General features: G+C 59.6%; 12 protein-coding genes. 2 read left to right on the top strand and 10 right to left on the bottom strand.

What is annotated here, in order from left to right:
• The first annotated feature begins 48 nt into the window (after positions 1 to 48).
• Positions 49 to 1947: a bifunctional metallophosphatase/5'-nucleotidase gene (locus SSARUM_RS05890; RefSeq protein WP_060418297.1), complete on the top strand. Its 1899-nt coding sequence runs from the start codon at positions 49 to 51 to the stop codon at positions 1945 to 1947.
• A gap of 72 nt (positions 1948 to 2019) precedes the next feature.
• Here the strand turns inward: SSARUM_RS05890 and sucD are convergent, their stop codons facing one another.
• The 8 genes from sucD to sdhC all read right to left on the bottom strand — a co-directional run bounded on the left by sucD (position 2020) and on the right by sdhC (position 11776).
• Complete coding sequence (sucD, locus tag SSARUM_RS05885; RefSeq protein ID WP_004939878.1) at positions 2020 to 2892, bottom strand: succinate--CoA ligase subunit alpha; 873 nt, start codon at positions 2890 to 2892, stop codon at positions 2020 to 2022.
• On the bottom strand, positions 2892 to 4058 hold the full coding sequence (sucC, locus tag SSARUM_RS05880) for an ADP-forming succinate--CoA ligase subunit beta (protein WP_015376978.1): 1167 nt from the start codon (positions 4056 to 4058) through the stop codon (positions 2892 to 2894). Before sucC ends, sucD begins: the two co-directional genes overlap by 1 nt.
• A gap of 122 nt (positions 4059 to 4180) precedes the next feature.
• Entirely contained in the window at positions 4181 to 5398 is a 1218-nt protein-coding gene (gene odhB, locus SSARUM_RS05875) for a 2-oxoglutarate dehydrogenase complex dihydrolipoyllysine-residue succinyltransferase (protein ID WP_049195548.1), read from the bottom strand.
• A gap of 64 nt (positions 5399 to 5462) precedes the next feature.
• Positions 5463 to 8270, bottom strand: a complete 2808-nt coding sequence (gene sucA, locus SSARUM_RS05870) for a 2-oxoglutarate dehydrogenase E1 component (RefSeq protein WP_033647497.1) — start codon at positions 8268 to 8270, stop codon at positions 5463 to 5465.
• Between the two features lie 275 nt (positions 8271 to 8545).
• Positions 8546 to 9262: a succinate dehydrogenase iron-sulfur subunit gene (locus tag SSARUM_RS05865; protein ID WP_004939885.1), complete on the bottom strand. Its 717-nt coding sequence runs from the start codon at positions 9260 to 9262 to the stop codon at positions 8546 to 8548.
• Positions 9263 to 9278: 16 nt separating this feature from the next.
• Positions 9279 to 11045 (bottom strand): succinate dehydrogenase flavoprotein subunit, encoded by a 1767-nt coding sequence (gene sdhA / locus SSARUM_RS05860; protein ID WP_015376974.1) that lies wholly within the window; start codon positions 11043 to 11045, stop codon positions 9279 to 9281.
• Positions 11046 to 11393, bottom strand: coding sequence for a succinate dehydrogenase membrane anchor subunit (gene sdhD, locus SSARUM_RS05855; protein ID WP_004939891.1), 348 nt, complete (start codon positions 11391 to 11393; stop codon positions 11046 to 11048).
• The gene (gene sdhC, locus SSARUM_RS05850; protein WP_004939893.1) at positions 11387 to 11776 is read right to left on the bottom strand and encodes a succinate dehydrogenase cytochrome b556 subunit; all 390 of its coding nucleotides are present in this window, start codon (positions 11774 to 11776) and stop codon (positions 11387 to 11389) included. The genes sdhD and sdhC overlap by 7 nt, the downstream gene beginning before the upstream one ends.
• A 730-nt stretch (positions 11777 to 12506) precedes the next feature.
• On the opposite strand from sdhC, the gene SSARUM_RS05845 reads away from it, so the two are divergent.
• A complete protein-coding gene (locus SSARUM_RS05845; RefSeq protein ID WP_016928730.1) occupies positions 12507 to 13799 on the top strand; it encodes a citrate synthase in 1293 nt (430 codons plus the stop codon).
• A gap of 57 nt (positions 13800 to 13856) precedes the next feature.
• Here SSARUM_RS05845 and nei read toward each other — a convergent pair whose 3' ends face one another.
• Both nei and pcp read right to left on the bottom strand, forming a co-directional pair.
• Complete coding sequence (nei, locus tag SSARUM_RS05840; RefSeq protein WP_039566925.1) at positions 13857 to 14648, bottom strand: endonuclease VIII; 792 nt, start codon at positions 14646 to 14648, stop codon at positions 13857 to 13859.
• A 54-nt stretch (positions 14649 to 14702) separates the two neighbouring features.
• The gene (gene pcp, locus SSARUM_RS05835) at positions 14703 to 15347 is read right to left on the bottom strand and encodes a pyroglutamyl-peptidase I (RefSeq protein ID WP_033655163.1); all 645 of its coding nucleotides are present in this window, start codon (positions 15345 to 15347) and stop codon (positions 14703 to 14705) included.
• Positions 15348 to 15353: the final 6 nt, after the last annotated feature.

Below are 15353 nucleotides of genomic sequence, written 5' to 3'. Positions count from 1 at the left end.
TAGCAGAATGACCACTTATGTTAAAATTGCATTGAGTGACAATAACTTATGAAAAGAATCATCTTTGCCTCTGTCTTGGGACTCTCGGGAAACGCCATGGCCGCCGAAACGGTAAATATCACCCTGCTGGGCACCTCCGATCTGCACGGCACCTTCGTGCCTTGGGACTACGCCAGCGACACGGAAAATCTGGCGGGCAGCCTGAGCCAGATAGCCACCCAGGTCAAAAAGGTGCGCGCCGAGCAGCCCAACCTGATCCTAGTGGACGCCGGCGACACCATTCAGGGCAACTTCGTCGAAACCTTCAAGCATGAGGCCGTCAGCCCGATGATGCTGGGCCTCAACGCGCTCAATTATGACGTCTGGGTGATGGGCAACCACGAGTTCGACTTCGGCCTGCCGGTGCTGGCTACGCCGCTCAAGCAGTTCAAGGGCGCGGCGCTGGCGGGCAATATCGTCTGGGACAACGGCAAGCCCTATCTGCCGGCCTACACCATCGTCGAACGCCAGGGCGTGAAGATCGGCATTATCGGCATGGACACGCCGATGACCGCGGAATTCGCCAAGGGCACCGATCGCATCAAAGGGCTGAACTTCACCGATCCGGTGCAGGCGGTGAAGCAGGTCATCAGGCAAATCGACGGCCAGGTCGACGCCATCGTGCTGGTGGCGCATATGGGCATCGACAATGAGAACCAGCGCCCCGGCACCGGCGTGGCCGACATCGCCAACGCCAACCCGGAGCTGGCGGCGATCGTCGCCGGCCATATGCATGTGAAGATCGACAAAGCGGTGGTTAACGGCGTCATCATCACCGAACCGGATAAATACGGTCGCGCGCTGTCGCGCATCGATCTGCAGTTTGAACGCCGCGACGGCAAATTCACGCTGATCGACAAAAACAGCTACACCTACTCCATCAAAGGGATGACGCCGGACAGCGCCATGCAGGCGCTCTACCAGCCGTACCATGACATTTTGCGCGCCAACGCCAACCGGGTCGTGGCGAAGCTGAGCGGCAGCGATCTGGTGCCCGCCGACGAATTCCGCGGCATTCCCCAGGTGCACGTGCAGGATACCGGCATCAGCGCGCTGTTCCAGCAGGCCGCCCGCCACTATGCGCCGCTGGCGCAGGTGATCGCCCTGCAGATCGACAACGATCGCGCCAAACTGGACGTCGGCGACATCAAGGCCAAGGATATCGCCTTTAACTACCAATACGCCGGCGGCGAGATCACCGTGTATCAGCTCAACGGCAAAGCGCTTAAACGCTACATGGAGTGGTCCGCCGACTATTTCAATCAGCTGCAGCCGGGCGACGTCACCTACAGCTTTAACCCGGCGCGGCGATCGTCCAAATATTCCACCAACGATTTCTTCGACGGCGTCACTTACACCATCGATCTGCGCCAACCCGCCGGCGCGCGCATCGTCGATCTGCGCCTGACGAACGGCACGCCGGTCACCGACGATATGCCGATCCGTCTGGGCATGAACAGTTACCGCATGGGCCACCTGACGCAAAAGGGTGGCGCGCTGGAGGGGCAATCCTTCCCGGTGCTGTTCGACAGCAAAGCGCAATACGGTGAAGAAGAAGGCACCATTCGCCACCTGACCCTGCGCTACCTGACGGAAGTGAAACACGGCCAGTATCAGGGCGTGCCGCCGCAGCGCTGGAAGCTGGTCGGCATGGAGGGTTACGAACCGCAGCGGGCGATCGTCAAACGGCTGCTCAATGAGGGCATTATCCAGGTACCGACCACCGACGACGGCCGCTACACCAACGTCGCGTCGATCAACGTCAAAAACGCGCTGTTCCGCAACGCCGACGATTACCGCGCCGCCCTCACCTCGCTGGAGCAACAGCGCCAAGCCGCCGTGGATCCGGTGCAACAGCACCGCCTGCAGGATCGGATCGCGCTGATCAAGGCGCTCAACGACTTCTGATCGTCGCCCATAAAAAAGGCCACCCAATGGGTGGCCAAACATGTCGAGATAGTGTTATTTCGTACTAAATGCTTAGCGCTTCAGCACCGCTTTTACCGCGTCGCCGATGTCCGCCAGGCTGCGAACGGTTTTCACGCCCGCCGCTTCCAGCGCAGCAAACTTCTCGTCCGCCGTGCCTTTGCCGCCTGCGATGATGGCGCCCGCGTGGCCCATACGCTTGCCTTTCGGCGCGGTTACGCCGGCGATGTAGCCGACAACCGGTTTGGTGACGTGTTCTTTGATGTAAGCTGCTGCTTCTTCTTCAGCGCTGCCGCCGATCTCACCGATCATCACGATCGCTTCGGTCTGCGGATCCTGCTGGAACATCTTCAGGATATCGATGAAGTTGGAGCCCGGGATCGGGTCGCCGCCGATGCCCACGCAGGTGGATTGGCCCAGACCGGCATCGGTGGTTTGTTTCACCGCTTCATAGGTCAGGGTGCCGGAGCGGGAAACGATGCCCACTTTGCCCGGCAGGTGGATGTGGCCAGGCATGATGCCGATTTTGCACTCGCCTGGGGTGATCACGCCTGGGCAGTTCGGCCCGATCATGCGCACGCCGGCTTCGTCCAGCTTCACTTTCACGGTCAGCATGTCCAGGGTCGGGATGCCTTCGGTGATGGTGATGATCAGTTTGATACCGGCATCGATCGCTTCCAGGATGGAGTCTTTGCAGAACGGCGCTGGAACGTAGATGACCGAGGCAGTGGCGCCGGTCGCTTCAACCGCTTCGCGCACGGTGTTGAACACCGGCAGGCCCAGGTGCTGAGTGCCGCCTTTGCCCGGGGTTACGCCGCCAACCATTTTGGTGCCGTAAGCGATAGCTTGTTCGGAGTGGAAAGTCCCCTGGCTACCGGTGAAGCCCTGGCAAATTACTTTGGTGTTCTTATCAATTAAAATGGACATTATTTACCCTCCACTGCTGCAACAACTTGCTGAGCCGCATCAGTCAGGCTGGTCGCAGCAATGATATTCAGGCCGCTGTCCGCCAGTTTCTTGGCGCCCAGTTCGGCGTTGTTCCCTTCCAAGCGCACCACCACCGGGACGTTAACGCCCACTTCGGCCACTGCGCCGATGATGCCGTCGGCGATCAGATCGCAACGTACGATACCACCGAAGATGTTAACCAGAACCGCTTTCACCTTGTCGTCGGACAGGATGATTTTGAACGCTTCGGTCACGCGCTCTTTGGTCGCGCCGCCGCCAACGTCCAGGAAGTTGGCCGGTTCGCCGCCGTGCAGTTTAACGATGTCCATGGTGCCCATCGCCAGGCCGGCGCCGTTAACCATGCAGCCGATGTTGCCGTCGAGGGCAACGTAGTTCAGTTCCCACTGAGCCGCACGGGATTCGCGCTCGTCTTCCTGGGAAGGGTCACGCATTTCACGCAGTTCCGGCTGGCGGAACAGGGCGTTGCCGTCGGCGCCCAGTTTGCCGTCCAGGCACACCAGATCGCCCTGCTTGGTGATCACCAGCGGGTTGATCTCAACCATCGCCAGGTCACGCTCCAGGAACAGCGTCGCCAGGCCCATGAAGATCTTGGCGAACTGGCTGACTTGCTTACCGGTCAGGCCCAGTTTGAAGGCCAGCTCACGGCCCTGATAAGGCTGTGGACCCGCCAGCGGATCGATGGTCATTTTGTGGATCAGTTCTGGGGTTTCTTCCGCCACCTTCTCGATTTCCACGCCGCCTTCGGTAGACGCCATGAACACGATGCGACGGGTCGCACGGTCTACGACGGCGCCCAGGTACAGTTCTTTATCGATGTCGGTCGCCGCTTCAACCAGGATCTGGTTAACCGGCTGGCCCAGCGCGTCAGTCTGGTAAGTCACCAGACGCTTGCCCAACCAGGCTTCCGCGAAGGCACGGATATCTTCTTTGCTGTTGACGACTTTAACGCCGCCCGCTTTACCGCGGCCGCCAGCATGAACCTGACATTTCACCACCCACGGGCCGGAGCCGATTTTGGATGCGGCTTCTTCTGCTTCACGCGGAGTGGTACAGGCGTAACCGGTTGGTGCCGGCATGCCATACCGAGCAAACAGCTGTTTTGCCTGATATTCGTGTAAATTCATGATGTTCTATCCATTCAGTTCTGAAGGTTTTTAGCCGGACCATTATTACGCGGTAAACCGCATGGTTTTCCGGCCACATAGCACAGAGTGCGGGCGCGGCATGCCGCGCCCGGCAAGGGTTACTAGACGTCCAGCAGCAGACGAGCCGGATCTTCCAGCATCTCTTTGACCGTCACCAGATAACCGACGGATTCTTTACCGTCGATCAGGCGGTGGTCATAAGACAGCGCCAGATACATCATCGGCTGGATCACCACCTGACCATTGACCGCCATTGGGCGATCTTTAATGGCGTGCATGCCCAGGATGGCGCTCTGCGGCGGGTTGATGATCGGGGTAGACATCAGGGAGCCGAATACGCCGCCGTTGGTAATGGTGAAGTTACCGCCGGTCAGCTCTTCCACGGTCAGTTTGCCGTCGCGGCCCTTAACGGCCAGCTCTTTGATTTTCTTCTCAATGTCAGCCATGCTCATGGCGTCCACATCGCGCAGTACCGGCGTCACCAGGCCGCGCGGGGTCGAAACCGCGATGCTGATGTCGAAGTAGTTGTGGTAAACCACGTCAGAACCATCGATCGACGCGTTCACTTCCGGGAAGCGCTTCAGTGCTTCAACCACCGCCTTGATGTAGAAGGACATGAAGCCCAGACGCACGCCGTGGCGCTTCTCGAAGGCTTCGCCGTACTGCTTGCGCAGATCCATGATCGGCTGCATGTTGATTTCGTTGAAGGTGGTCAGCATCGCGGTGCTGTTCTTCGCTTCCAGCAGACGCTCGGCGACGCGTTTGCGCAGGCGAGTCATCGGCACGCGTTTTTCGCTGCGGCCGGCCAGAGCAGGCTGCGGCGCGGCTTCAGCGGCGGCGGCCGGTTTGGCGGCGGCGCCGCCTTTGGCCAGGTGCGCTTCCACGTCTTCACGCGTGATGCGGCCACCCACGCCGGTGCCTTTGATGGCGCTGGCATCGAGATCGTGTTCGGCGATCAGGCGGCGAATCGCCGGGCTGAGCGCGTCATTGCTTTCTTCTTCCAGGCTCGCGGTAGCGCGCTGTGCAGGCGTGGCTTCTTTCTCCTGGCTCTTCTCAGCGGTCGGCTTGCCGGAGCTGTCGCCCGGACGGATGCGGCCGAGCAGCTGGCGAGACAGTACGGTCGCACCCTCTTCTTCCACGATAGCATCGAGAATGCCCGCTTCACTGGCCGGCACTTCCAACACCACTTTGTCGGTTTCGATTTCAACCAGGACTTCATCACGCTGCACGCTGTCGCCCGGTTTTTTGTGCCAGGTGGCTACGGTCGCATCGGCAACCGATTCAGGAAGGTCAGGAACCAGAATATCTACGCTACTCATTTAGCTTTCCCTTAAGTTTTTTATCATCTGCTTGCCGGCCCCTTGGCCGGCAAGCGAGCGAACATTAGTCAATATTCAGCGCGTCGTTCACCAGAGCCTGCTGCTGCTTCTGGTGTACGGACATATAGCCCACCGCCGGAGAAGCGGAGGCCGGACGTCCTGCGTAGCGTAAAGAAGCCCCGAACGGCACCACTTCACGGAAGTTGTGTTGGCTGCAGTACCAGGCGCCCTGGTTCAGCGGCTCTTCCTGACACCAGACGAAATCATGCACGTGCGAGTATTGCTCCAGCACGGCCTGCACGGCCTGATGCGGGAACGGATACAGCTGCTCGATACGCACGATGGCCACGTCTTTCTGCTCGTTCTTGCGACGCTGTTCCAGCAGGTCGTAGTAGACCTTGCCGGAGCACAGCACGACGCGCTTGACCGCTTTCGGATCCAAGTCGTCGATCTCGCCGATCGCCGGCAGGAAGGTGCCGTTGGCCAGTTCGTCCAGCGAAGAAATCGCCAGCGGGTGACGCAGCAGCGACTTCGGCGACATCACCACCAGCGGACGGCGCATACCGCGCAGCGCCTGACGGCGCAGCATATGGTAAACCTGCGCCGGCGTGGACGGGACGCACACCTGCATGTTCTGCTCTGCGCACAGCTGCAGATAGCGTTCCAGACGCGCGGAAGAGTGCTCTGGGCCCTGGCCTTCATAGCCGTGCGGCAGCAGCATCACCAGGCCGCACATACGGCCCCATTTTTGCTCGCCGGAACTGATGAACTGGTCGATAACGACCTGCGCGCCGTTGGCGAAGTCGCCGAACTGCGCTTCCCAGATGGTCAGCGTGCGCGGTTCCGCCGTGGCGTAGCCGTATTCGAACGCCAGCACCGCCTCTTCGGACAGCACGGAATCCCAGACCTTGAATTCGCCCTGGCCGCTGTGGATGTTCGCCAGCGGAACGTAGACGGAACCGTTTTTCTGGTTGTGCACCACCGCGTGACGGTGGAAGAAGGTACCGCGGCCGGCGTCTTCGCCGGAGATGCGGATTGGAATGCCTTCATCCGCCATGGTGGCGTAGGCCAGCGTTTCGGCGGCGCCCCAGTCGAACGGCTTGTTGCCCGCTGCCATCTCGGCGCGGTCCGCGTAGATTTTCGCCACGCGCGACTGCATTTCGATCGCTTCCGGCACGGTGCTGATGCGGCGGCCCAGCTCCTGCAGGCGCTTCATCTCAACCTTGCTCGGGTACTCTTCGTCCCACTCGTGGTTCAGGTACGGAGACCAGGTGAAGGAGTGCAGGTTCATCGGACGCCATTCTTCAACCACGCAATCGCCGCGGTCGAGCGCGTCACGGTATAGGTTGACCATTTCCGTGGCATCTTCCAGGCTGGCCACGTTCTGTTCGGTCAGAACGTCAGCGTAGATTTTGCGCGGCGTAGGGTGTTTCTTGATCTTCTGATACATCACCGGCTGGGTAGCGCTCGGCTCGTCGGCCTCGTTGTGCCCATGGCGACGGTAGCAGACCAGATCGATCATCACGTCACGCTTAAAGGTGTTACGGAAATCCAACGCCAGGCGGGTGACGAAGGCCACGGCCTCCGGATCGTCCGCGTTGACGTGGAAGATCGGTGCCTGAACCATTTTGGCGATGTCGGTGCAGTATTCGGTAGAGCGCGCATCCAGCGGGTTGGAGGTGGTGAAACCAACCTGGTTGTTGATGACGATACGCACGGTGCCGCCCACTTCGTAGCCGCGAGCCTGAGACATGTTCAGGGTTTCCTGAACCACGCCCTGGCCGGTGATGGCGGCGTCGCCGTGAATGGTGATCGGCAGCACCATGTTGCTGCGCGCTTCGTCCAAGCGATCGCGACGGGCGCGAACCGAGCCCATGACCACCGGGCTAACGATCTCCAGGTGCGACGGGTTGAACGCCAGCGCCAGGTGAACCATGCCGCCTTCGGTTTCGACGTCGGAAGAGAAGCCCTGGTGATATTTCACGTCACCGGTGCCGAGGTGTTCTTTATGCTTGCCGGCGAATTCGTCGAACAGATCGGCCGGCTTTTTGCCCAGCACGTTGATCAGCACGTTCAGACGGCCGCGGTGGGCCATGCCCAGCACCACTTCGCGCGTGCCGTTCTTGCCGGCGTGGCGCACCATCTCTTTCAGCATCGGCACCAGCGCGTCGCCGCCTTCCAGCGAGAAGCGTTTGGCGCCCGGGAATTTGGCGCCCAGGTAGCGTTCCAGGCCTTCCGCCGCAGTCAGCTCGTTCAGGAAACGGCGTTTTTCGTCGGCGGTAAAGCTGGCGCGCCCCACCACCGACTCGATGCGCTGTTGGATCCAGCGTTTCTCTTCGGTGTTGGTGATGTGCATGTACTCAGCGCCGATCGAGCCGCAATAGGTCTGCTTCAGCGCGGCGTACAGATCGCCCAGCTTCATGGTTTCTTTGCCGATGGCGAAAGAGCCCACGTTGAAGGTTTCCTGGAAATCGGCTTCGGTCAGGTTGTGGTAAGCGGGATCAAGGTCAGGAACTTGCTCGCGCTGCCACAGGCCGAGCGGATCGAGGTTGGCATGCTGATGCCCGCGGAAGCGGAAGGCGTTGATCAGCTGCAGTACCTTGACCTGTTTGGCGTCGGTTTCCGGATCGGTGATGGTGGTATTGTAGCGCGCGGAGTCTTTCGCCAGGCGGCGGAAGTAATCGCGCGTTTGAGAGTGAAGCTGATCGGGTTTGACACCCGCGGTTGGTAGCTGTTGAAAAATGGAACGCCAGCTATCTTCAACGGAACCCGGATCGGTTAAGAAGTCTTCATAGAGCTGCTCTATGTAAGACTGGTTCGCGCCCGCCAGATAGGAGGAATCCAGCCAGGCCTTCATTGCGCCGTTCTGCATCATGATCCCTTAAGCTTTGAAGCTTTAGTTTTCGCCGTGGTTAACATAATTACCGTGATGAATACGGTTTGCCGTAAAACGGTTCACTCGACGTACTTGCGGCCATGACGGCCCGATACGTTCTGTTATGGACCTTGCGGTCCCTTACAAGGAACCTCTAAAAACCGGCGGAAGAACCAGGCTGCATAGCGCCGCAGCCGCGGGTCAGTTTTTAGAGGTTCCCTCCCCTATGGGATGTGCGCCGGAAAAGAGCCCGGCGCAGCATCTCATTCCGTTTATGCGCCGCGTTGCAGCAGCATGGACTTGATATGCCCGATAGCACGCGTCGGGTTCAAGCCTTTAGGACATACACTGACACAATTCATAATGCTATGGCAGCGGAAAACACTAAAAGCGTCGTCCAGATCATCTAAACGTTCTTGCGTTTCCGTGTCACGGCTGTCGATCAGGAAGCGATACGCCGCCAGCAGACCGGCAGGCCCGATGAACTTGTCCGGGTTCCACCAGAACGATGGGCAAGAGGTCGAGCAGCAGGCGCACAGAATGCACTCGTACAGACCGTCCAGCTTGGCGCGCTGCTCCGGCGACTGCAGGTGCTCGCGCGCCGGCGGGTTCTTGCCGTCGTTCAGCAGGTATGGCTTGATCTTTTCATACTGGGTATAGAACTGGCCCATATCCACCACCAGATCGCGCACCACCGGCAGGCCCGGCAGCGGACGGATCACGATCTTGCCGTTGCCTTTGCGCAGCGACGAAATCGGGGTGATGCACGCCAGGCCGTTTTTACCGTTCATGTTCAGGCCGTCGGAACCGCACACGCCTTCGCGGCATGAGCGACGGAACGACAGGGTCGGGTCTTTTTCTTTCAGCTGGATCAACGCATCCAGCAGCATCATGTCGCGACCTTCTTCCGCTTCCAGGGTGTAATCCTGCATGTGCGGCGCGTCATCGACATCCGGGTTGTAGCGATAAATGGAAAATTCGAGTTTCATCTGTCGATCTCCGCAATTAGTAAGAACGCACTTTCGGCGGGAATGCCGGGCGCAGCTTCGGTTGCATGTTCACTTCACGACGCGTCATGCTTTCCGATTGCGGCAGATACAGCGAATGGCACAGCCAGTTGGCGTCATCGCGTTCCGGGTAGTCGAAGCGGCTGTGTGCGCCACGGCTCTCGGTACGGAAGTTGGCCGACACGGCGGTGGAATACGCGGTCTCCATCAGGTTATCCAACTCCAGGCACTCGATGCGCTGGGTGTTGAACTCGCTGGAGGTATCGTCCAGGCGTGCGTTCTTCAGACGTTCACGGATCACTTTCAGTTCTTCCAGGCCCTTGGCCATCGCATCGCCTTCGCGGAATACCGAGAAGTTGTGCTGCATGCAAGACTGCAGCGCTTTGCGAATTTCGACCGGGTCTTCGCCGGAACGGGTGTTGTTCCAACGGTTCAGACGATCCAGCGAGGCTTCCACGTCGGAGTCGCTGGCGTCACGGCTCACGCCCTGCTCTTCCAGCGATTCCTGCAGGTGCATGCCGGCGGAACGGCCGAACACCACCAGGTCGAGCAGCGAGTTGCCGCCCAAGCGGTTGGCGCCGTGCACCGATACGCAGGCGATTTCGCCCACCGCGAACAGCCCCGGGATCACCACGTCTTCGCCTTTCTCGTTCACGGTCAGCGCCTGGCCGGTCACCTTGGTCGGAATGCCGCCCATCATATAGTGACAGGTCGGGATAACCGGGATCGGCTCTTTCACCGGATCGACGTGCGCGAAGGTGCGGGACAGTTCCAGAATGCCCGGCAGACGGGATTCCAGCACCTCTTTGCCCAGGTGATCCAGCTTCAGCTTGGCGTGCGGGCCCCAAGGACCGTCGCAGCCGCGGCCTTCGCGGATTTCGATCATGATCGAACGGGCAACCACGTCGCGGCCCGCCAGATCTTTGGCGTTCGGCGCATAACGCTCCATGAAGCGCTCGCCGTGTTTGTTCAGCAGGTAACCGCCTTCGCCGCGGCAGCCTTCGGTCACCAGCACGCCCGCGCCGGCGATGCCGGTCGGGTGGAACTGCCACATTTCCATGTCCTGCACCGGCACGCCGGCGCGCAGCGCCATGCCGACACCGTCGCCGGTGTTGATGTGGGCGTTGGTGGTGGACTGGTAAATACGGCCTGCGCCGCCGGTCGCCAGCACGGTGGCCTTGGCTTTGAAGTAAACCACTTCACCGGTTTCGATGCAGATAGCCGTGGTGCCAACCACCGCGCCGTCCTGGTTTTTCACCAGATCGAGCGCATACCACTCGGAGAAGATGGTGGTGTGGTTTTTCAGGTTCTGTTGGTACAGGGTGTGCAGCAGCGCGTGGCCGGTACGGTCGGCTGCGGCTGCGGTACGCGCCGCCTGCTCGCCGCCGAAGTTCAGCGACTGGCCGCCGAACGGGCGCTGATAGATGCGGCCGTCGTCCAGACGAGAGAACGGCAGGCCCATGTGTTCCAGTTCCAGAATCGCTTCCGGGCCGGTTTTACACATATATTCGATGGCGTCCTGGTCACCGATATAGTCGGAACCTTTCACCGTGTCGTACATATGCCATTCCCAGTTGTCCTCGTGGCTGTTGCCCAGCGCGACGGTGATGCCGCCCTGTGCGGACACGGTATGGGAACGGGTCGGGAAAACTTTGGACAGCAGGGCACAGGTCGAGCCCGCTTGGGAAATTTGCAGCGCGGCACGCATGCCCGCACCGCCGGCGCCGATTACGACGGCATCAAACTCTCTGACTGGCAGTTTCATTTAAGCACCCCACACTACGATTGTTCCGTACAGTAAATAGACCAGCAACGCGACCACGACAGCCAGCTGCAACACCAGGCGAACCGCGAGCGGCTTGACGTAGTCCGTCAGCACCTGCCACAGCCCGATCCAGGCATGCACCAGAATCGACAGCAAGGTCAGCAGAGTGAACACTTTCGTAATGGAAGTGGCGAAGAAACCGCGCCAGATGTCATAAGTGAGTTCCGGAGCCGTGACGAAGAAGCCCAGGATATACAGGACGTACAGGGTGATGATGATAGCGGAAGCGCGCAGCAGCAGCCAATCGTGCACGCCGTTGCGCCCTAATGCAGAAACGTTGTTTACCATACGAGGACTCCAGCCAGAACTGACAGCACGACGGTCAGGCCGATCGCCACCTGGGCGGAACGGGTACCGGCGGCCAAACTCTCTTCGATGTAGCCAAAATCCATTAACAAGTGACGGATGCCACCGCAAATGTGATAGGCCAGCGCCGTGAGGATTCCCCAGAATATGAATTTGACGATGAAGCTATTCATGATGGCGGCCGCCTGCAGGAACCCCTCTTGGGAAGAGAGTGACAGGCCCAGCAGCCAGAGGAGGATACCCACGGCAACGAAGGTAATTACGCCAGAGACTCGGTGTAAGATAGACGCTATCGCAGTTACGGGGAACCGGATCGTTTGCAGATCCAAGTTGACAGGTCGTTGTTTTTTCACGTATTTGCCCACACAGCTCTTATTATTTTCCTTCCTCCGGGCCTGGGCGGGGATCAGACAGCGTTAAGAGCCTAAAACCCTTACACGTCACGCGCTCAAACATCAACATCCTCTGTGCTCAAACGGCGCGCATTTATAACGCTGGGTGCTCCTACTTCAGGGTAATCCGGAGACCTGGCGGCAGTATAGGAGGATCACATTCTGATTACAATTCTCATACAACCGCTTTGATAACATTTCCCCCGAACAGTGATTCAGATCACGGATTTCACAATTAGTGCAAAATTAATTATCTGATTTGACAAGAGATCAACATTTCCATTACATATAGGGGCACAAACGGTCCTATGATGCGCTATGGGTCAGCAGATACACTTCCCCCCGGGTTCGAGTTGTGCAACAGTGTATTTGACGAACCTATCCCAATAGCCGTTGTTTCCCGCTCGATTTTGCCGGCGTCAAAAAGCAAATAAAGCAAATAAAAACAGATTATTGGGATAGGTTCACATCTCTTCGAACAGCTCATAGGTAAGATTAACAGACTATAACGAATTACTATGAATCGTTAACAACTGGTCACCCGTCTCGTTCGCCTGGTCAGCACTCTGTACCCTACCCGCGCACAGTTGCGCAGTCGCTCACAGAGTTAGCGTCCGCACCATTTTTTTGCGGGCAACCTGCAGAGATTTAAGGTATTTCAGTTGTTAGTGGTTTTTAAAATAAGGCGCTAAGGAGACAGTAAATGACTGATAAGAAAGCGACGCTAACCATTAACGACAGCGAAGCTCCGATCGAACTGGGCGTATTGACACCGACACTGGGCCCTGATGTCCTCGATGTCCGCGCTCTGGGTTCCAAAGGTTATTTCACATTTGATCCCGGCTTTACCTCCACCGCTTCTTGCGAATCCAAGATTACCTTCATCGACGGCGACAAAGGCGTGCTGCTGCACCGCGGCTTCCCTATCGAGCAGCTGGCGAAAGAATCTTCCTACCTGGAAGTGTGCTACATCCTGCTGTACGGCGAGACCCCAACGCCGGAAGAGTTCGAGACCTTCAAGACCACCGTCACCCGCCACACCATGATCCACGACCAGATCACCCATCTGTTCCGTGGCTTCCGTCGCGACTCGCACCCGATGGCGGTGCTGTGCGGCGTGACCGGCGCGCTGGCGGCGTTCTACCACGATGCGCTGGACGTCAACAACGAGCGTCACCGTGAAATCACCGCGTTCCGCCTGCTGTCCAAAATGCCGACCGTGGCGGCGATGTGCTACAAATACTCCCTGGGCCAGCCGTTCGTTTACCCGCGCAACGATCTGTCCTATGCCGGCAACTTCCTGCACATGATGTTCGCCACCCCGTGCGAAGAGTACGTGGTGAACCCGGTGCTGGAACGCGCCATGGATCGCATCCTGATCCTGCACGCCGACCATGAGCAGAACGCCTCTACCTCTACCGTGCGCACCGCCGGCTCTTCCGGCGCCAACCCGTTCGCCTGCATCGCGGCCGGCATCGCCTCCCTGTGGGGGCCGGCACACGGCGGCGCCAACGAAGCGGCGCTGAAAATGCTGGAAGAGATCAAGACCGTCGAGCACATTCCGGAATTCATCAAGCGCGCCAAGGACAAGAACGACTCCTTCCGCCTGATGGGCTTCGGCCACCGCGTGTACAAGAACTACGATCCGCGCGCTACCGTGATGCGCGAAACCTGTCACGAAGTGCTGAAAGAGCTGAACAAGAAGGACGACAACCTGCTGCAGGTCGCGATGGAGCTGGAACACATCGCGCTGAACGACCCGTACTTCATCGAGAAGAAACTGTACCCGAACGTCGACTTCTACTCCGGCATCATCCTGAAGGCGATGGGCATTCCTTCTTCCATGTTCACCGTGATCTTCGCCATCGCGCGCACCATCGGCTGGATCGCCCACTGGAACGAAATGCACGACGAAGGCATCAAAATTGCCCGTCCGCGTCAGCTGTACACCGGCTATGCCGAACGCGATTTCAAATCCCAGCTGAAAAACAAGTAAGCCGCTTTCCCGGCTGAAACCGCACCGCGCCGCCCCTTCGGGCGGCGTTTTTTTTGGTTATTTCTGGCAGCCCGGGCACCAATAAAACGGCCGCGACGACAGTTCGGTACGCACGATCATCCCACCGCAGCGTTCGCAAGGCTCGCCGCTGCGATGAAACACCTTGAAGCGAAACAGCGCGCCGTGATGCCGGTTGTCATCCGCCTGCCCGCGCGTCTGGTAGGAAAGGCGCGGCACCGCCAGCAATGCGTCCGCCAGGCGGCGCAGCGCCTCCGGCGGCAGATCCTGCGGTTTGTGCTGCGGCGCCAGTTCGGCCTGCCACAGGATTTCGGCGCGCAGATAGTTACCCAATCCGGCAAGAAACGCCTGGTCGAGCAGCATGCCGCCCAGCTGCCTGCGGCGAAAACGCGGCGTCAGCAACCGCTCCGCCACATCTTCCACCGTCAACGACATGTCCAACACGTCGGGGCCGATGCGTTGCAAAAACGGGTGCTGCTCTATCTCCTCGCGCGGCCCGACGGTAATGTCGGAAGCGCTGTAGAGCAATATCGCGCTGCGGGCGGTTTCCAGCCGCACCCGCAGATCGCGCCGGGTCTCCGGTGTCTCCCCGGCCGCCGCCACTTTCCACACGCCGTACAGCTGGTTGTGGCTGTACATCGTCAGCCCGTTGGAGAAATGGGTCAGCAGCGCCTTGCCGCGCGGCTCGATGGCGACGATGCGCTCGCCGAGCAGACGCTGGCGGTAGTGTTTCAGCTGGGGAAAAGCGAAATCGACGGCGGTCAGCGGCTGATCGATCACCGCCGCCGCCAGTTTGTCCGCCGCCCGGCGAATCTCCGGTCCTTCCGGCATAGACCACTCCTTACGTAGACCCGGCGCAGCGCGCTACGCCGGGGATTTTCTTGATTAATGCGTCGCGCCGCCCACCACTTTCAGATCGTGCTCCACCTGCAAAGCGATGGAAACGGCCAGCTCCAATGCAAACAGCACCGTCGAGGCCGCCATGCTCGGCGCGCCGGGGTGCGCCGCCGCCTGTTCCGGCAGGTACGGGATATGGATAAACCCGCCCTTGACCTCGCGCTGGCCGCTCAAACGGTGCAGCAGGCCATACATGACATGGTTGCACACATAGGTGCCGGCGGTCTGCGAAACGGCGGCCGGAATGCCGGCCTCGCGCATCGAACTGACCATCGCTTTAATCGGCAAGGTGCTGAAATAGGCCGCCGGGCCGCCGGCGACGATCGGCTCGTCCACCGGCTGTTGCCCCTGATTGTCGGGGATACGCGCATCGTCGACGTTGATCGCCACCCGTTCAATCGTGATGTCGGTGCGGCCGCCGGCCTGGCCGATAGCCAGCACCATCACCGGCTGCACCTCGTCGATCGCCGCATTGAGCGCATCCAGCGCCGCGCCGAACACGCACGGCAGCTGGCGCGCCACGATGCGCGTGCCGACCAGCTCCATATCATTGAGCTGCTTCACCACTTCCCAGGAGGGGTTGAGGCGCTCGCCGCCAAACGGCTCAAAGCCGGTAATCAATACTTTTTGCATCCTTAC

The organism is Serratia sarumanii, from assembly GCF_029962605.1.
GTDB lineage: Bacteria > Pseudomonadota > Gammaproteobacteria > Enterobacterales > Enterobacteriaceae > Serratia > Serratia sarumanii.
The sequence above is the reverse complement of the archived record's forward strand: the minus strand, read 5'-3'. Positions and strand labels throughout refer to the sequence as shown.